This is a genomic window from Pengzhenrongella sp., from assembly GCF_036565025.1.
Taxonomy (GTDB): Bacteria; Actinomycetota; Actinomycetes; order Actinomycetales; family Cellulomonadaceae; genus Pengzhenrongella.
The window spans coordinates 15,450-33,717 of the sequence record NZ_DATCNW010000372.1; the positions used below are offsets into that span (position 1 = coordinate 15,450).

Below are 18,268 nucleotides of genomic sequence, written 5' to 3' on the forward strand. Positions count from 1 at the left end.
AAGGTGTTTCAACATCCTCGAGAAACTCCGATAGTCTCTCCATACATCGTTCATCGCGCTCAGGCATTGCCCCAGGTCAGACGGCAAGACTTCGAGGGTGGTCAAGATTCTTCGAATCGTGGAGACGACTTCTCTGGATTCAGGGGGTCAGGGGTTCGAATCCCCTCAGCCCCCCAGAAACGAAGAACGGGACGAGAGCACACGCTCTCGTCCCGTTCTTCGTTTCTGGGGGGAGTGCCGGTCGGATCCGCGCGGGAACTTGCGGCGATGGCGGCCAACGGCGAACAACTGCTCACGGGGATCCGCCGGGACGGACGAGCCCTGGTCGGCTCGCTCCAAATGTTCCCCTTCCCGGTCGAGGTCGCCTGATGTGGGCGCCCGGGAGGAGTCGCGCGCGCACCTGCGCAAGGCCCGGGAGTTCGTCGCCGCCGCTCAGTTGGAAGCGGAGCGAGAGCTGTATAGCGCCGCGGCGTCCTCAGCTGTCCTGGCGGGAATCAACGCCAAGGACACGATCTGCCTGCGACTGACCGGCCGCACCAACAAATCCGATGACCACCGCTCGGCAGTCCCGGAGCTGGCGGCCGTGGGACCGGCCGGCAAGGCGTTGGAGTCCACCTTCCGCCGCCTCCTGGGCCTGAAGACAGCGGCCCAGTACCAGTCCGCGCAGACCTGACAACTGCCTGAGGCGGCCGGCGGCAGCGGATCGCTCTGCGAACCCGTCGGCGGGCGCGTTCAGGTGGAGCTGGAACTGGAGCGTAGCGAGATCACCCTCGTCGAACTCGGGCCGATCCGCGACGAGTCCGGCACGTAACCCGGACTCGACGACCGCCGGGTCGCGAGTGCGAGCGCCAGCTGACCACGACCAGGGAACGGGACCTGCCGCGCGCTGCGTTCTGCGGTCCGTGCGCACGTTCCGCAGGCTTCCTACCTGGACTCGGGATCAGTACTGCCAGGACCTGGGGATGGACGACGCCGCGAGCCAGGGCTCGGCTCAGTGGTGCGGTCCCGCGCCGTGCAGAAGCGTGTCGATGACCAGCGTGGCCATGGCATCCGGATCCTGTGCGACGACGGCCTGGTCCGTGTCGGATCTGGTCAGGGCTTCGTTCAGGAGCGCGTAGTAGACCTGTCGTGTCCATGTCAGGTCGATGTCCGGGGCTAGCAGTCCCTCGTTCTGTGCCCGTGTCAGCAGCTCGAGGATGCACGTGTTGATGTGGTCCCAGAGCTCGGCCGTGGCGCTCGTGTGGGCCGTGGCGTGGCTGAGGGCGAACTGCCAGGTGCTCTTGACCCGCAGGACGTTCGCGGTCACTCGGTACAGCGCGACGAGGGCCGGGGCGGAATCAGGCCGCGCTTCGGTGAACGCGTCGATGAGCTGCTGCTTCGCGGACAGGGCGAGAGCCTCGAGGAGCGACTGACGGTTCGCGAACCGCCGGTGCACGGTGATCCTGGTCAGCCCCGCCGCCTCGGCGATCTGCTCCATCGACGCGCCGGCGTCCTCGGTGAGGACTCGCTCGGCCGCCTCCAGGATCGCCCGCACGCTCCGTTCGGCATCTGCCCGCAGCGCTCGGCCCATGTCTGTCTCCTGCCTCGGTTCCTGTTTCTTGGCTCCGGTCTGTTGCTCGCCCAGCCGTCGCCCGCGCTGACGATACGCGAACGGTACTGATCTCGCATTAGTTGACGCAGCACAGCCGCACGTCGGCTATCAGCTGATACAGTCATGCAACCGATCGGGGGACGCTGCACCGTTCGGCATCTGCCTCGGCAGGCGCGGGAACCGCTGTTGGCATCGCCGATCCTTCACCCAGGACTGCCAGGACCAACCTGAAGGAGATCTTCGTGGAGAGCTCGCTCACCCACCGCTTCGTCGACGTGAACGGGGTCAGGCTGCACATCGCGGAGCAGGGGCAGGGACCGCTGGTCCTGCTGCTGCACGGCTGGCCGGAGAGCTGGTACTCCTGGCGCCACCAGTTCGGGGCGCTGGCGGCGGCCGGATACCGGGTCGTCGCCCCCGACCAGCGCGGCTACGCCCGCAGCGAGCACCCGCCGGACGTCACGTCCTACACCCTGCTCCACCTCGTCGGCGACGTGATCGCCCTGATCGAGGAACTGGGAGAGGAGCAGGCGGTCGTCCTCGGCCACGACTGGGGTGCACCCGTCGCGTGGACCGCGGCGATGCTGCGCCCGGACAAGGTCCGCGCTGTGGCCGGGCTCAGCATTCCGCCCATCCTGCCCGGCGGGATGGTCCCGCCCTCGATCACCCGCACCCAGTACGGCGAGGGCTTCTACCAGGTCTACTTCCAGCAGCCGGGAGTCGCTGACGCGGAGTTCGCCAAGGACATCCCGGACTCCTTCCGTCGCCTCCTGGTCGGTGCCTCGGGAGACAACCCGCTCGGCGGGGAGCCCCGTCCGTTGGTCGTACCCGAAGGTAGGGGCCTCCTGGACGCCATGCCGGAGTCGCCCGCCCTCCCGGCCTGGCTGACGGAGGAGGACATCCAGGCGTACGCCGAGGACTTCGCCCTGCATGGCGAGCAGGCGTTCACCGGAGCGTTCAACTGGTATCGGAACATCGAACGCAACAACGAGCTGCTCGCGCCCTTCCGGGGGCGCGGGATCGACGTCCCGGCGCTGTACGTGGTGGGAGACCGCGACATGGTCACCGCACTGCGCGGCCCGGACGGGGTGTCCCTCGCTGGGCGAGATCTTCCGCGGCAAGGGCGGGTCGGGCAACCTGCTGAGCGCCGTCGCGCCTCAGATGTACGGCCCGGTGGTACTGCCGGGCTGCGGGCACTGGACCCAGCAGGAACGTCCGGCCGAGGTCAACGCCGAACTCCTCGACTTCCTCACCCGCATCGACGGCCCCGCGCCCCGATGACACTGCGCAGAACCCAAAAGAATGAGGACACACTGATGCCAGAGCTCAACCCCATCCTGATCACCGGTGCCGCCGGCGAGATCGGTGGTGTCAGCCGAACGATGGTCGACATGCTGCTTGAGCAAGGGCACCTGGTGCGCGCGTTCGTGCGCCAGGACGACGAACGCGCCGATTCGCTCCGCCGGGCGGGGGCCGAGGTCTTCGTCGGTGACTTGCTCAACATCGCCGACGTGACCACCGCGTTGAAGGGCTGCCGCCGCATCTACTTCAGCATGGGCCTGTCGCCGTACTACATCGACGCCGTCAGCCTGATGGCCGCGGCGGCGCGGGCCCAGGGCGACATCGAGGTCCTCGTCAACATCTCCGAGTTCGAACAGTCCTTCATGACGGTCGAGAAGATGACAGCGCCGGAGGAAGAGCGGCGTTCGTGGCTCGGCGGACTCGTCACGCAGTGGTCGCCGCAGCAACGGGCGCACTGGGTCGCCGAGCAGGTGCTGGAGTGGTCCGGCATCCCGACCGTCAACGTGCGGGCGGCCATATTCGTCGAGAACCCCCTCCTGACCTGGTTGGCGCTGGGCCCGCTGAGCAACGGTGAACTGCGCCTGCCCTTCGGCCACCACCGACTCGCACCCATCGCGGGTTACGACGTGGCGGAGCTGAGCGTGAAGATCCTTCTCGACCCGGCTCCGCACATCTCGAAGTCCTACGAGCTCACCGGTCCGGAGCTGAAGGACATGCACGGGTTCGCGCAGGACTTCGCGGCCGTGCTGGGACGCGAGGTCGTCTACGTCCCCGAAGAGGTCGAAACCTGGAACGAGACCTACGTGGACAGCGCCATGGCCGCGTATCCGCACATCGCGGAGCACCTGAAGACCCTGACCCGGCTGGTGGGCGGCGGCGGGTACCGCGGCGTCACCGACCAGCTGGAAACCCTGCTCGGGCGCCCCCCGAAGACCGTGCGGTGGGCACTGGCCAACCACCCGCGCATCCAGAAACTGGCGGCCGCCTGAGCCACCGTACGGTCCAGAGCAGCACGACCATGGCGCCACACCGGAGTCCCTCGACCAGGGACTCCGGTGCGGCGCCGTCGGTCAGGCGCCGGCGAGCTCGGCGTGGATGGTGTCGTGGGTGACTGGCAGGCCACAGTGATGGCAGACCAGGTCGACCTGGAGCGGCTGGCCGCAGGAGTGCCGGCGGCGCAGGAACGGGGTGTCCACCGCCCACTTGTCGCCCCACCGGACGAGGGTGAGCATGACCGGGAACAGTTCCCTGCCCGCCTCGGTGAAGTGGTACTCGTAGCGGGGCGGATGCTCGCTGTACGGCCGGCGCTCGATGACGCCGGCGCCCTCCAGCTTGCGCAGCCGGTCCGCGAGGATGTCGCGGGACGCGCCGGTGTAGCCGGCGATGCGGCTGAAGGTGTGCACGCCGTAGCTGATCTCGCGCACGGCCAGGAGCGACCACCGCTCGCCGAGGACGTCCAGAGCCGCCGCGAGCGAGCACGGACGGACCCCTAGAGGCTGGTCGGCCAGGCGGATACCGGTGTGCAGATCGGGGTCAGTCATGAACTCACCCTAGCCGGGTGTGTTGCTATTTCCAACTCACTGCTCTAACGTTACGGCCAGTCGGTAGGAAATCCCGACTCACTACTTCCTCTAGAATTCGGAGCTCATCATGACGACAGATCGCCCCGTGGCCCTCGTGACAGGTGCGTCCTCCGGCATCGGAAAGCAAACCGCACTTGCCCTCGTCAAAGCGGGTTACACCGTGGTCGGCACCAGCCGCGACGCCTCGCGCGTCACCCCGCTGAAAGGGGTGACGTTCCTCGACCTCGACGTGGCCAGTGACACCTCAGCCACCGCCACAGTCCAGCAGGTGATCGAGCGGTTCGGGCAGATCGACGTCCTGGTCAACAACGCCGGCATCGGCTCGATCGGCGCGGCCGAGGAAAGCTCCATAGCGCAGGCCCAAGCGGTCTTCGACATCAACGTCTTCGGGGTCATGCGCATGGTGAAGGAGGTCCTGCCCCACATGCGAGCTCGGGGACGCGGGCGAATCATCAACCTCTCGTCGGTCCAGGGGTTCATCCCCGCGCCCTTCATGGCCGTCTACGGCGCCTCCAAGCATGCGATCGAGGGCTACTCCCAATCCCTGGACCACGAGGTCCGGGAGTACGGCATCCGGTCACTGCTCGTCGAACCCGCCTACACCAAGACCGGTTTCGAGGCCAACAGCACACAGCCCGACATGCCGTTGCAGGTCTACGAGCAGCAGCGGAAAACCTTCGGCCGCCTCATGGTGGCGTCGATCAAGAACGGCGACGACCCCGCCATCGTCGCCAAGGTGATCGTCAGGGCCGCGACGGACCCGACGCCGAACTTGCGCTACACCGCCGGCACCGTTTCCGGACGCGCCAGCACACTGCGCCGCTTCGTTCCCGCGTGGGTGTTCGACAGTCAGATCCGCAAGCTCAACCAGCTGGCCGGCTGATGCCAGTCACGACTGCTGCGCGCTGGCGCGCCGCCGTTGAAGGCGGTGACGTCGACGCCGCGGTCGCGTGCCTGAGCCCGGACATCGTGCTGCGCTCGCCGCTCACCGAGCAATTCCGACTCGAGGGACCTGACCAGCTGCGCGATTTCCTCGCCGCGGCGTTCAGCGCGGTCCAGGACATCCATTTCCACACCGAGACGGGCCAGGGCGATACCTATGCGCTGGTCTACCGGGCGCGGGTGGGGTCCCAGCCGTTCGAGGAGGCGCAGCTACTGCGGCTCGACGACAAGGCTCGCATCAGCGAGATCACACTCTTCGGGCGTCCGATGCCGGCCCTCACCGCCTTGATGATGACCCTCGGGCCGGAACTCGCCCGCAGGCAGGGCCGCCGCGGCCTAGCGGCGCTCATGCGCGCCACCACCGCACCCGTGCACGCGATGGTCACCTTCGGGGACCGCCGCGTGGTTCCCCTGACTCGGCCCGGACCCAGGCCGACTTGAAATAGCCAGCTCGGTGACGGTCTTCGTTCGACGCGCTACGTGATCAGCGCATCCCACCCCCACGAAAGGCGAGTCCAGCCATGCGCATCCTCATCGTCGGAGCCGGCGCCACCGGCGGAGCCTTCGGGGCCAGACTCCAGGAGTGCGGCCGGGACGTGACCTACCTGGTTCGTCCCGAACGGGCCGCCCACCTGCGCGCGCACGGCCTCACCTTCGTGGCGCCCGACGGGACTCGGACCTTCCCGGTCCGCGCGGTCACCGCCGCCGAGCTGGCGGGCCCGTTCGACGTCGTGATCGTCGCGGTCAAGTCCGGCGGTCTCCCGGCGGTCCTGGACGACATCGCACCTGCCGTCGGCGAGGGCACCGTCGTGATCCCGTTCCTCAACGGGCTCGCGCACGTCGACCAGCTGCGCGAGCGGTACGGCGACCGCGTGCTCGGCGGGCTGGTCCGCATCGTCGCCACCCTCCGAGACGGGCAAGTGGTGCAGCTGCACCCGCTCGCGACGATGACTGTCGGGGCCCTCGACGCCTCGAGCGTGCCTCTCCTGGCGCCAGTCCTCGACGCGCTGGACGTCCCCGGATTCGAGCTCATCGTGTCCGACGACGTCCTCGGCGCCCTCTGGGAGAAGTGGGCGTTCATCGTGGCCGCTGGGGTCGTGACCTGCCTGTTCCGCAACACCGTCGGAAACATCGTCGCCGCGGGTGGGGAACCCCAGGTCCGCGCGGCCATCGAGGAGACCGAACGGGTGGCCGCTGCCGCCGGGCACCCGGTCGGGCGGACCGCGCACGAGCAGTCGGTGGGCCTGCTGACCCAACCGGGATCGGCGTTCACGTCCTCGCTCTACCGCGACGTCGTCGCCGGCAACCCCAACGAGACCGAGCACCTCCTCGGCGACTACGCAGCCCGCGCCCGGGCGCTCGCGGTACCGGTGCCGACCCTCGACCTCACCCTCGTCCAGCTGCGCGCCGGCGCGCTCGGCTCCTGAGCGTCGATCAATCCCGGGCCGATGGATTTCCCGATCCTTCCTCGGGTGCTGCCATCGCCCCTGCACCGTCCGGCACCCGCCTCGGTACGCGTCACCAAACTTCCCGCACCGATTTGAGGCAGATGATGACTGAGTTGACGGATTACCCTATAGGAACCGTGCCACCGCCGTCGTTCGCGACGGATCGCTCCGACGTGGGTGACAAGGCAACGTCCTCAGGCATCGCTGCGCAGACCGAGAGCGGCGCGGCCATCCTGAGCATGTTCGCGATTCCGCTCGGTTTCGCTGGCCTCGGTGGTGTCTGGCAAGCCCTGAGCGGCACCGTGGCGGCGCCCGCCTGGCCGGCCGAGGTCTTCTTCGGCATCAGCACCGCGATCTGGCTCGCGCTCACTGTCGCGTACATCTCCGGCGGTATCCGCCGGTCCGGCTTCACCGCGGACCGCAAACATGGCGTCTACGGACCGTTCATCGCCTATGTCCCGGTGATCGGAGTCTTGATCGCCGCGCACTACGTGGGGTACTTCCCGGGCATCGCGCGCGGCGCAGTCCTGGTCTTCGTCGTCGTGCTCGCCGTCCTGGCGGCGCAACTGCTCGCGCACTGGCTGCTGGGTAACCTCCCCGTCGCCGTGGTGCACCCCGGCTACCTTCTTCCGGCCGTCGCCGGCGCCTTCATCGCAAGCATCGGACTGACCCTCAGTGGCTGGCACCAGGCAGGCGAGGCCGCGTTCGGCATCGGCGTGTTCTTCTGGCTCACCATCGGCACGCTCATCTTCACTCGCCTGTTCACCGGCACGCCGCTGCCAGACGCCCTCAAGCCGTCTCTCGCCGTGCTGGTCGCACCGCCCGCGACCGCCGGAATCGCCTGGCTCCTGCTGACGGGCGGACGGGTGGACGACGTCGAGTACGTCCTGCTCGGCATCCTGTTCATGATGGTGTTCGTCCAGGTGCTGTTCGTCGCCGAATACCGGCGGCTGTCGTTCACCACGAGCTTCTGGGCCTTCACCTTCCCGGTGGTGGCCTCGAGCAACCTCGTCATCCGTTGGATCAACGCCGAACGGTTCCCGTTCGCTCCGGCGTGGTCGTGGTCGCTCGCAGGTGTCGCCACCGCTTTCATCGTGACGTTGGCCGGAGTCACGGTGACGGACTACGTACGCAAGTCGCGCCGTCGCAAGGCCAATGATGGAGCGGCGACCGAACCGTGACGACCTGACTTCCGGCTTTGACGTGCATGACGGCGACCAGCAGGCCACCAGCAGGGGAGTGGGCAAGTATTGGGCACTTCGGTGTCGCGAGACGCCCCGAAGCGGTTCCAACACGTTCGAAAAACGCCGATACCATTGCAATTCATCGTTCATCTCGCTCAGGCATTCGCCCAGGTCAGGCGGCAAAGACTTCGAGAGTCGTCAAGATTTCTCGAGCGGTGGATGACGACTCCTCTGGATTCAGGGGGTCAGGGGTTCGAGTTCCCTTAGCCCCACCGAAGGGAACGGGACGAGAGCACAAGCTCTCGTCCCGTTCTTCGTTTCCGGATCGCCCATGACAGTCTGCCTCGTTCGCCAAACGTGATTTCTATTGTTTTCACACGTCTGTTGATTATTGATCGCCATCGACATCGCAGACCGCCTCAATGATTTCCTCATGCAATGAGGAGTCAGTGAGGATGGTGCCGAGTCCGGTCCATATCCTCTGGTAAACAGCCGGGAGAGCGGTTTGTTCGGCCGATGCTGATTTGTGTTAAAAAGGCCAAACTGTTCTGGTTCGTGTCTTTCGCGGCCGTATGCCGGGTGAATTCCATTCGCCAAAGTGTTTCACTTCTCGAACTTGATGCCCAGGTCGGCTTGCGTCGCTACGTTGCGGTTGCCAGATGCTCGCTGTGGGTTCTTGCACTTGGTGCTGTACGCGCTCATCGGGGTCGTACGGCGTCGTGCTGGCGTGCCGTCACAGCGTGACGGTCAACTGAAGGGGCCACCTGATGAGTCGAGCCCGGTCGTTCCGCAAGACCCGCACAAGCTCGAGAATGGCTCGGGTGGCCCCCGGAGCATGTGTGCTGCTGGTCCTTGGCCTCTTCGGGGGAGTGTCCTCCGCGAGTGCGGCCGTGCCCCGGCCGGCCGCGCCCGTGAACCTCGGTACCGCCGCGGGATTCTCGGTGCTCGCCGGGCCCAGCATTGGGAACACCGGCGCCGGCACCGTGCTTGCGCTCGATCTCGGTGTCAGCGGCACGCTCGCCGGGTTTCCCCCGGGCACTGTGACCGGCACCACGCACATCGCCGATCCTGCCGTCGAGACGGCACAGGGGGACCGGCAGGCGGCGTACGACGCAGTGGCGGCCCAGACTGGCGGCACCGCCTTCGCCGGTGACCTGGCAGGCACGACCTTTACCCCGGGCCTGTACACCGCCGCGGCGGCCGTCACGAACACAGGCACGATCACCCTCGACGCCGGCGGCGACCCGAACGCGCTCTTCGTCTTCCAGGTCGGTGCCGCGCTGAGCTCCGCAGCAGCCACGAAGATCGTCCTGGCCCACGGCGCCCTCGCGCACAACGTCTACTGGCAGGTCGTCGGCGCCGTCTCGCTCGGCGCCGGCGCCAAGTGGTTCGGGACGTTGCTCGGGGCAAGCACGGTCGCCTTCGGAGAGGCCGCGTCGCTCAAGGGCCGCGCCCTGACCCCGAGCACCGTGGGCCTGGCCGACAGCCCGATCACCCAGCCGATCGACGACCTGGTCGCACCGGTTGTCGCCATCAACGGTGGGCCCACGGCGTCGACCAACGACGGGACGCCACCGATCTCAGGCACGACAGACGAGCCCGGAACTCCCCTGGTGACCGTCACGATCGGGTCCCAGGTGCTGACCGCGAGGGCTGCCGACGGCGCCTGGACGATGAGCGCGAACGCCCTGGACGCCGGGACGCACGACGTGGTCGCATCGGTCACCGACCCGTCCCAGAACACGGGCACCGCGACCCAGGTCCTCACTTTGGACACCTCGGCACCCGCCGTCACCATCACGGGCGGTGCGGACGCGGCCACGAACGACACCACCCCGACCATCTCAGGCACGACCGACGAGGTGGGAACGCCGACTGTGGCCGTGAGCGTGGGTGGCCAGACGCTGGCCACCACGGCCGATGCGGGTGGCGCCTGGACCGTCGATTCGGCGCACTGTCCGAGACGTCGCACGGCGTGGTGGCGTCGGTCACCGACGCTGCCGGCAACACCGGCACGGGCAGCCAGGTTCTGACCGTCGATGTGACGGTGCCGGTCTTGACGATCGACGGCGGCGCGGCCCGGTCGACGTCGGACACCTCGCCGTGGACCTACGGCACCACGGCCGAGAAGGCGGGCACCCTCGTGCACGTCAGCGTGGGTGGCCAGTTTCTCACCGCGACCGTGCAGCCCGGTGGCACCTGGGGCGTGAGCGCCCAGACCCTCGCGGCGGGCGCGTACCCCGTGCTCGCCTCGATCACCGACGCGGCTGGGAACGTCGGCACCATGACCCAGAGCCTGCAGATCGGCACCGCCGCGACGCCGCCCATCTCGACCCTCAACGCGTTGCCGACGACCACGATGGCGGCGCAGGTCACGTTGTCCTGGACGCGTCCCATCGCGGCACCCGCGGTGACCACGTTCGACCTCCGAGTCCAGTCCGCGACACCCACGACGGCGTTCACCGACTGGCGGACAGCTGCGGCCTGGACCGGGCGAGCGGATACGAGCGTCGTGTCGCAGACGCTCGCCGTCGGCGGCACGTACTGCTATTCGGTGCGAGCCCACAACCTCGCGAACCAGACCGGACCGTGGTCACCGGCGCGCTGCGTCACGCGGCCCACCGACGACCGGGCGCTCACCGCGTCGGCCGGCTGGACGAGGTCCCTCGACAGCCGGTTCTACGCCTCCACGCTCACCAGCAGCACCAAGGCCGGAGCGAGCCTGACCCTTTCCGGGGCCCAGGTGAGCCGGCTGACCCTGCTGGCGACCAGATGCCCCACCTGCGGGACGGTCGGTGTGTACGTCGGGACCGCGCGTGTCGGCAAGATCGACCTCGCCGCGACCACGACGCAGCGGCAGGTGCTTTTCACGATGCCGCTGTTCTCCTACCGCACGGGCACTGTCACAGTGAAGGTGCTGAGCAGCGGGCGGACCGTCCAGATCGACGGGCTCGCGCTGAGCCGCACGTAGCGGGTCGGCAAGATCTCGTAGCGGTCCGCCGCTCAGCGAGTGCCTCCACGGCCCACGAGCTCGGATGATGTGACCTCATCGCGTCATCCGAGCTCGCGCCGGTGCCGCTGAGGGGAATGAGGGCGCTGAGTGTGGCAATGGTTTCTCGGCTCGGCTCGGCTCGGGTCCGGGCGACGTGCGCCAAGATCCCTACCGCGTCGCGCGCGAACGTCAGGGTGATGGCCGTAATGGTCGAGCATCCGCCTGGCCCGGCCCTATACTTCAAAAGCGGCACGACCGTGCGAGCGGTATGCCCCTGCGGCGGCCAGCGGCACGACTCAAGACGTCACGCGCGATCGGTGTCCGGCCAGATTTGGTCGCGGTGTCCGGCACGACGCTCTAGGTTCTTCGGCGATCGAGCAGGGCCACGACCGTGCCCACGCGGTGGTTCACCGAGACGTCCGGCGGCCGTCACCATCGCCGTGAGCACGGATCAGCGGGGGCGCAGGCGGGGGCGCTGCGCGGTGATTTGGCGCCCGATCTTGGCGCTCGGGGTGCCTGCGACACGGAGCGTGGGTCCGACGCCCGACCGGTCCCGGGTAGACGCGGCACGGCACGCTGCGCCGCAGTCGCGGTGCGGATGTGCGAGAAGGAGGAACTGTGGCACGACCACGCCAACGCCGGTCCGGTGGTGCGCGCACTGATCTAGGCGATCAGCGGCGCCGCGCCCCGCGTCCCGCCGAGCAAGGGATCATCCCGGTGCTCGCCGAGGTCGCCCGCGAGGTCGACAGCGCTGTGCAGCGACCCCCGACGCGCCCGGCGGTGCGCACGAAGTTCCAGGTCGTGGCACTGCTCGTGCGAGAGGAGCGGGCCCGGATGATGGCCGACCGCGGCCCGACCGAGTCGGTTCGCGCCAAGCAGCTCAAGCGGCTCGACGGCGTGGCGACGCTACTGGCCAGGACCGCTGCCCGGGACACCTCGTTGCTCGAGTTGCTCGCCGAGGATTCCCGGGTCTCCGACGCGGCGCGCGCGTTCAAGGCGACCGTGATGCGCGCCGGCGGGCTGGAGCCACCCGAGGAGCCTGCGCCCGCCGCGCCGGCCGCGCCGGTGCCCGGCGCCGAGAGTCAGGTAGTGCCGCGGTCGGTGGTCTCGCGCCAGCTCGCGAACCCGTTCCTGGCTCCGGACTTCGCGGCCGCGGCCGAGCGGATCGCTCCGCGGGCCCGCCAGCTGGCTGGCTGGGAGCTGCTCGAACCGCTCTTCAGGTCATTCGAGCAGGCCGCATCGGGCGCACCCGCCTGCATGCCGCTGCCCGAGGCCCGCTCGGTGTCCGCTTCCGCCGGCCGCGAGCTGATGCCGCACCAGGCCCAGGTCGTCGCGGCTACGGCCGGCGGCCACCGCACGTTCCTGCTGGCCGACGAGCCCGGGCTCGGCAAGACCGCCCAGGCCCTGCTCGCCGCCCGAGCGGCCGACGCCTACCCGCTGCTGGTCGTGGTGCCCAACGTGGTGAAGACGAACTGGGCGCACGAGGTCCGGCTGTGGACGCCGTCGCGCAGGTCCACGGTGATCCATGGCGACGGTGACCGGGTCGACGGGTTCGCGGACATCGTGATCGTGAACTACGAACTCCTGGACCGGCACGTCGGCTGGCTCGGCGACTTCGGCTTCCGCGGCATGGTCGTCGACGAGGCGCACTTCATCAAGAACAAGACCTCCCAGCGCTCCCAGCACATCCTTGCCCTCTCCGAGCGGATCCGCGCCCGCGCCGCCCGGCCGCTGCTGATGGCGCTCACCGGCACCCCACTGATCAACGACATCGAGGACTTCCGAGCGATCTGGCAGTTCCTCGGCTGGATCGACGACAGCAAGCCGCTCGGCGCGCTGCAGACCGCCCTCGAGAAGACCGGGCTCACCCCGGCCGACCCGGGGTTCTACGCCGCAGCGCGGGCCAGCGTGATCAACATGGGCATCGTGCGTCGCCGCAAGGTCGACGTCGTCGCCGACATCCCCGCCCGCCGGGTCGCGGACCTGCCGGTCGAGCTCGACGGCGCGGTCGGCCGCTCGATCCGCGCCGCCGAGGCCGCGCTCGCCCGCGGCCTGCTCGGGCGCTACCGGGCCGCCGTGCAGATGCGTACCGGTAGCGCCGTCGTGGACGGGATCGACCACGAGCTCGCTCGCCGGGTGGCGGCGGCGGAGCTCAAGGATTCGAGCTCGCAGACCGGTGGCGAGAACGTGTTCACGATGGTCCGCCGGATCGGGCAGGCCAAGGCCGGGCCGGCCGCCGACTACGCCGCGCAGCTCGCCCGCAACGTCGGCAAGGTGGTGTTCTTCGCCAAGCACGTCGACGTGATGGACCAGGCCGAGCAGACGTTCGCCGACCGCGGCATCCGCTACGCCTCGATCCGAGGCGACCAGACGCCCAAGGTGCGTGAGAAGAACATCGCCGCGTTCGTGAACGACCCTGACGTGTCGATCGTGGTGTGCTCCCTTATGGCCGCGGGCGTGGGGCTGAACCTTCAGGTCGCCTCCAACCTGGTCCTGGCCGAACTGTCCTGGACCGACGCCGAGCAGACTCAGGCCATCGACCGGATCCACCGGATCGGCCAGGCCGAGCCCGTCACCGCGTGGCGGATCATCGCCGCGCAAACCATCGACTCCAAGATCGCCAAGTTGATCGACAGCAAGTCGGGACTGGCCGCCCGGGCGCTGGACGGAGCGTCGGACGAGGACGTCTCCTCGTCCACGACTGTGCAGCTCGAAGCGCTGGTCGGGCTGCTCACCGACGCGCTCGCCGCCGAGGGCGTCGCCTGATCCACCAGACGACCCTGATCTCACCACGTACGGCCGCCCATGCGCCGGGCCGAAACGGTACTGAGTGACCGCTGCGGCATGACCACGCGCCGGTCGAGGGACTGCGGTTCGACCGGTGTCAGGCAAACGTTCCAGGGGTTGGGCTTCTCCTAGGATCGCCGGATGAGTACACGGATCGTCGTGCGGAGTCCTGACCTGTTCGACGTGTCGGCGCTGGCGCGTGTCCATGTGGAGACGTGGCGTGAGACCTATCGAGGCTTGATGCGAGACGAGGTCCTCGATGATCCCGGGTTCATCGAGAGGCGTGAGCGCTTCTGGACTGCCGTTCTGACCGACGACCGATTCCATGGCGGCATCGCGGTGGCTGAACAGGACGACGAAATGGTCGGCATAGCGCTGGCCGGTCCTTCCTCCGGTGACGACACCATGTGGACGACCCAGCTCTACGTGCTCTACACGTACTCGGCAGTTCATGGCTCAGGGGCCGGGTCGGCGCTCCTCGCAGCGGTGCTGGATGCACGGGGTTCGTCAGTGCTCTGGGTTGCGGACCCGAATCCTCGCGCTCAGGCGTTCTACCGCAAGCATGATTTCGTGCCGGATGGAACGAGCAAGATCGAGGATGGCGTGCGTGAGCTCCGGATGATCCGGTCTTCCGGAGCGTCGGGCGCGGCGCGCTGACGTTGCGACGCAAGCGGGTGCGTCCTGGTGCAGTGCCTCGAGATGCGCCAAGAGGCCGAGCGGCGCGACGTCGTCCAGTGCCTGACAGCGGACACGAGAAACTTCCCGGAGACGGCCAAATAGCTGCCCGGTGGCGGACATGAAAGTTGCCCGCTGGCGGTCATGAGATCTGCCCGACACGACGTCGTTTGCCTCGCCGCTTCCCGCGGTTGGGGCCCCTCCTGGGGTGCGGTTGGCGGTGCTGATGCGCCGTTCGCCCCCAGGAGGGACACCGTGAAGTCTGCCGAGGGGATCATGAACCTGTTAGAAGCATTCGACTTGACCGGATCGATGAGGGACGCCGGGGAGTTGGCGGGGGTCTCGCACCACACCGTGGCCAGGTATGTCGCGGCCCGGGACGCGGGCGGGCTCTCGGATCGTTCCGCGCCGCGCCCGCAGCTGATTGACGTTCACTTGGCGAAGGTTGAGGAGTGGGTCGAGCGGTCCAAGGGCAAGGTCCGCGCGGACGTGGCCCACGGCAAGCTCGTCGCGTTGGGCTTCACCGGGTCCGAGCGCACCACGCGCCGAGCGGTCGCGGTCGTGAAGACGAACTATCGGGTCGGGCGGGTGCGGGTGCACCGTCCGTGGGTCACTGAGCCGGGGATGTGGATCCAGTACGACTTCGGCGACGGGCCGATGATCGATGGGGTCCGCACGACGTTGTTCGTCGCGTGGTTGGCGTGGTCGAGGTTCCGGGTCGTGCTGGCGATCAGGGACAAGACGTCGCCGTCGGTGATGGCCGCGTTGGACGTGACGATGCGCCGGATCGGGGGCGCGCCGACGTATGTCCTGACCGATAACGAGAAGACGGTCACGGTCGAGCACGTCGCGGGGATGGCGGTGCGCAACCCGGCGATGGTCGCGTTCGCCCGCCACTACTCCGTGACGATCTTTACGTGCCAGCCGGTGGACCCGGCCTCCAAGGGCGGGTCGGAGTCGTCGGTAAAGGTCGCCAAGGCGGACCTGGTCCCCAAGGACACGAACCTGCTCGAGGCGTACGCGTCGTTCGCGGACCTTGAGGTGGCGTGCGAGGAGTTCTGCGCGATGGTCAACGCTCGTGAGCACCGCGTCACTCGGCGGGCTCCGGACGTGATGCTCGCCGAGGAACGAGTCCGCCTGCACCCGGTCCCGGCCGACCCGCACACGGTCGCGTTCGGGGTCACGCGCACGGTCCCGGCGAAGATGCCGATGGTCACGTTCGACTCCGGGCAGTACTCCGTGCCGCACCTGCTGCTCGGGGCGACGGTGTGGGTACGGGTGCACGGGCGCGGCGCCGACGAGCAGGTCGTCATCGTCCACGTCGGGCCCACCGGCCCCCTCGAGGTCGCCCGCCACGCCCGCGCGACCCCGGGCAGCCCGCAGATGATCGACGCCCATTTCCCGCCCCCACCTGCGGGAGCACTCGGCCGGGTGCCACTGGCCCGGAACGTGGCCGAGGCGGCGTTCTTGTCCCTCGGTGACGGCGCGAGGGCGTGGTTGGCTGAGGCCGCCGCGGCCGGCACGACGAAGATTCGCGTGAAGATGGCCCAAGCCGTCGAGCTCGCGAAGCTGTTCCCCCGGGCGGACGTCGACTGGGCGCTGGGACACGCCGCGGTCCACGCCCGGTTCGCCGAGGCGGACCTGTCCTCGATCCTGGACCACCACCACGCGATCGTCGCGGCCGGGCCCGTCAACCAGGCAGGCGAGGACCGTTCCCTGGCCCAGGGCACCATCGGCTGGGCCGCACTGGGCTCCTCGGCGTTCGGCCCGTTCACCGAGCCTGACCTGTTCGAGGCCGCACCGTGACGGCCCCGACCCGGGCCCGAGACTCGTCCGTACCGGTCGCCGGGGTCCCCCTCGCGCCGCCGCTGCCCGACGACGTCCAGGCGTTGCTGCACAAGCTGCGGATGCCGCACATCCGCCGTCACGCCCCCGAGGTGATCGCGACCGCGAAGGCCCAACGCTGGGAACCCGTCGAGGTGCTACGCGCCCTGCTCACCGAGGAAGCCGGCGGGCGCGGACGCTCGGCGCTGGCGACCCGCCGAGCCACCGCGGGGTTCCCGACCGGCAAGACGTTCGACGCCTGGCAACCCGAAGCGTCGTCCATCCCCGCCCCGACCCAGCAAGCGCTCCGCACCCTGGAATGGGTCCACCGCCGAGAGAACCTCGTGGTCTGCGGGCCGTCCGGGACAGGCAAGACGTTCCTGCTCGAGGCCCTCGGCCAGCAAGCCGTCGAGCAAGGACTACGCGTCGCGTGGTTCACCCTGGAGGACCTCGGCACGCTGCTGCGCCGCCACCGCGCGGACGACTCCGTGACGAAAGCCATCGCCCGGGTCCTGCGCGCCGACCTCGTGGTCTGCGACGACATCGGGCTGCTGCCGGTCTCCCAGGACGCAGCCGAGGGTCTCTACCGGCTCGTCGACGCCGCCTACGAGAAACGGTCCGTGGCGATCTCCTCCAACCTCCACCCGGCCGCCTTTGACGAGCTCATGCCCAAGACCCTGGCAACAGCGACCGTCGATCGTCTCCTGCACCACGCCCACGTCTGCCAGACCAGCGGCGAGAGCGTCCGCCAGGCCCAGGCACTCGCCGGCCAGGGGGTGAGTCCGTTGAGCTGACGACCTGGCCGGTGATGGTCAGCAATGGGCAGATCCCATGGCCATCACCGGGCAGTTTTCGTGACCGTCACCGGGCAGGTTTCAAGACCGCCTCTGGGCAGATCCCCATGGCCCTTGACAAGTGCCCGAGCTGGAGACTTCGGTGCTGGTGCAGACGGTGCAGGGTGTCGAGGTCGTCGCGGCCGGGGAGTCGGACGTCGATCGACAGGCGCCGCAGTGAAATCTCAGTCCCGAGGCGTCGGTGAGTTTGCTGTACGCACAGTCGAGCAGGAATCCGCTGAGGCGCGGGTAGCAGCCCAAGAAATCGAGCGTCGGCGTCAGCCTCGCGTAGACACGGAGATGGCGTCGGGATGGTCGGCGAACCACTCGCCAAGGCGCTCGTGCTCCGTCATCGCCAGCGGTGCACTGCACTGGACGACGCACGGACCGTCGGGGAGCGCGCGAAGCTCGCGTCGACCAAGCGGAGACGAGACTGCGACGCGAGCCGGACTGACGCCCGAGCCGCTCTCCACTGTCGTCAACGCGCGTCGGGCGACTACGCGCCCGGGGCCCGGTGTCGGAGACCGACAGACGAACGGCCGCGGGACGTGACCTTCAAAACTCTCGTACGGTCAGCAGGCTGTCGCCGTATAGGGCGTCGGGCTCCACCTGGCCCGTTTCGTGGAACCCGAGTTTCTCCAGGACCCGTCGCGACGCGGCATTCCAGTCCCGGACCCCTGCCCACAACTGCCGGTAGCCCGCCTCGCTCACCCATGTGACAACAGCCCGACCGGCCTCAGTGGCGTAACCACGCCCGTGCGCCGCACGCAGCAGCTCGTAGGCCAACTCAGGCTCGTCGGGCAATCCGTTCCCATGAAAGATCAGCCCGCAATACCCGATGACGTCGGCCGTGCCCTTCCGCTCCACCGCCAGAATTCCTGGCCCCGACTCCTCGTGCTCCGTGCGTATCCGCGAGGCGATGTCCTCCACGGTCGGTCGGCCCTCGGGACTAATCTGCCGATGCGGCGGCCAGGGGCTCGTCAAAGTCGACGGGTAGGGCTGTGATCTGGGGGTTTGTGGCGTGACACGCCGGGTGGGTTGAGGTGCGGGCGTGGTCTGCGCGGTGAGGATGGAGTTCTCACACAACCGATCAGCACCGGAGCCCACGCC

The 18,268-nt window shown here is 68.6% G+C and carries 15 protein-coding genes; 12 read left to right on the forward strand and 3 right to left on the reverse strand.

Annotated features, from left to right (window positions below; all coding sequences use genetic code 11):
• The first annotated feature begins 370 nt into the window (after nt 1-370).
• Nucleotides 371-673, forward strand: coding sequence for a DNA-binding protein (locus VIM26_RS21255; RefSeq protein ID WP_331954980.1), 303 nt, complete (start codon nt 371-373; stop codon nt 671-673).
• Nucleotides 674-991: 318 nt separating this feature from the next.
• Here the strand turns inward: VIM26_RS21255 and VIM26_RS21260 are convergent, their stop codons facing one another.
• Nucleotides 992-1,570: a helix-turn-helix domain-containing protein gene (locus VIM26_RS21260; RefSeq protein WP_331954982.1), complete on the reverse strand. Its 579-nt coding sequence runs from the start codon at nt 1,568-1,570 to the stop codon at nt 992-994.
• 263 nt (nt 1,571-1,833) lie between these two features.
• Between VIM26_RS21260 and VIM26_RS21265 the strand changes: the two genes are divergently transcribed.
• Complete coding sequence (locus VIM26_RS21265; RefSeq protein ID WP_331954984.1) at nt 1,834-3,879, forward strand: alpha/beta fold hydrolase; 2,046 nt, start codon at nt 1,834-1,836, stop codon at nt 3,877-3,879.
• Nucleotides 3,880-3,960: 81 nt separating this feature from the next.
• On the opposite strand, the gene VIM26_RS21270 is transcribed toward VIM26_RS21265, so the two are convergent.
• Nucleotides 3,961-4,431 (reverse strand): helix-turn-helix domain-containing protein, encoded by a 471-nt coding sequence (locus VIM26_RS21270; protein ID WP_331954986.1) that lies wholly within the window; start codon nt 4,429-4,431, stop codon nt 3,961-3,963.
• A 109-nt stretch (nt 4,432-4,540) separates the two neighbouring features.
• Here VIM26_RS21270 and VIM26_RS21275 point away from each other — a divergent pair, with 109 nt between their 5' ends.
• The 10 genes from VIM26_RS21275 to istB all read left to right on the forward strand — a co-directional run bounded on the left by VIM26_RS21275 (nt 4,541) and on the right by istB (nt 17,119).
• Nucleotides 4,541-5,356: an oxidoreductase gene (locus tag VIM26_RS21275; protein ID WP_331954988.1), complete on the forward strand. Its 816-nt coding sequence runs from the start codon at nt 4,541-4,543 to the stop codon at nt 5,354-5,356.
• Complete coding sequence (locus tag VIM26_RS21280) at nt 5,356-5,856, forward strand: nuclear transport factor 2 family protein (protein ID WP_331954990.1); 501 nt, start codon at nt 5,356-5,358, stop codon at nt 5,854-5,856. Before VIM26_RS21275 ends, VIM26_RS21280 begins: the two co-directional genes overlap by 1 nt.
• Nucleotides 5,857-5,936: 80 nt before the next feature.
• A complete protein-coding gene (locus VIM26_RS21285) occupies nt 5,937-6,842 on the forward strand; it encodes a 2-dehydropantoate 2-reductase (protein ID WP_331954992.1) in 906 nt (301 codons plus the stop codon).
• Between the two features lie 194 nt (nt 6,843-7,036).
• Complete coding sequence (locus tag VIM26_RS21290) at nt 7,037-8,044, forward strand: TDT family transporter (protein WP_331954994.1); 1,008 nt, start codon at nt 7,037-7,039, stop codon at nt 8,042-8,044.
• A gap of 824 nt (nt 8,045-8,868) precedes the next feature.
• Nucleotides 8,869-10,080 carry an ice-binding family protein gene (locus VIM26_RS21295; RefSeq protein ID WP_331954996.1) on the forward strand — a complete coding sequence of 404 codons (1,212 nt, stop codon included), beginning with the start codon at nt 8,869-8,871 and terminating at the stop codon, nt 10,078-10,080.
• Between the two features lie 23 nt (nt 10,081-10,103).
• Nucleotides 10,104-11,018 carry an Ig-like domain-containing protein gene (locus VIM26_RS21300; RefSeq protein ID WP_331954998.1) on the forward strand — a complete coding sequence of 305 codons (915 nt, stop codon included), beginning with the start codon at nt 10,104-10,106 and terminating at the stop codon, nt 11,016-11,018.
• Nucleotides 11,019-11,657: 639 nt separating this feature from the next.
• Nucleotides 11,658-13,805 carry a DEAD/DEAH box helicase gene (locus VIM26_RS21305; RefSeq protein ID WP_331955000.1) on the forward strand — a complete coding sequence of 716 codons (2,148 nt, stop codon included), beginning with the start codon at nt 11,658-11,660 and terminating at the stop codon, nt 13,803-13,805.
• A 162-nt stretch (nt 13,806-13,967) separates the two neighbouring features.
• Complete coding sequence (locus tag VIM26_RS21310) at nt 13,968-14,483, forward strand: GNAT family N-acetyltransferase (protein ID WP_331955002.1); 516 nt, start codon at nt 13,968-13,970, stop codon at nt 14,481-14,483.
• 273 nt (nt 14,484-14,756) lie between these two features.
• Nucleotides 14,757-16,307, forward strand: a complete 1,551-nt coding sequence (istA, locus tag VIM26_RS21315; protein WP_414696539.1) for an IS21 family transposase — start codon at nt 14,757-14,759, stop codon at nt 16,305-16,307.
• Entirely contained in the window at nt 16,304-17,119 is an 816-nt protein-coding gene (istB, locus tag VIM26_RS21320; protein ID WP_331955004.1) for an IS21-like element helper ATPase IstB, read from the forward strand. Before istA ends, istB begins: the two co-directional genes overlap by 4 nt.
• A 594-nt stretch (nt 17,120-17,713) precedes the next feature.
• On the opposite strand, the gene VIM26_RS21325 is transcribed toward istB, so the two are convergent.
• On the reverse strand, nt 17,714-18,268 hold a 555-nt coding region (locus VIM26_RS21325), incomplete at its 5' end, for a GNAT family N-acetyltransferase (protein WP_331955006.1).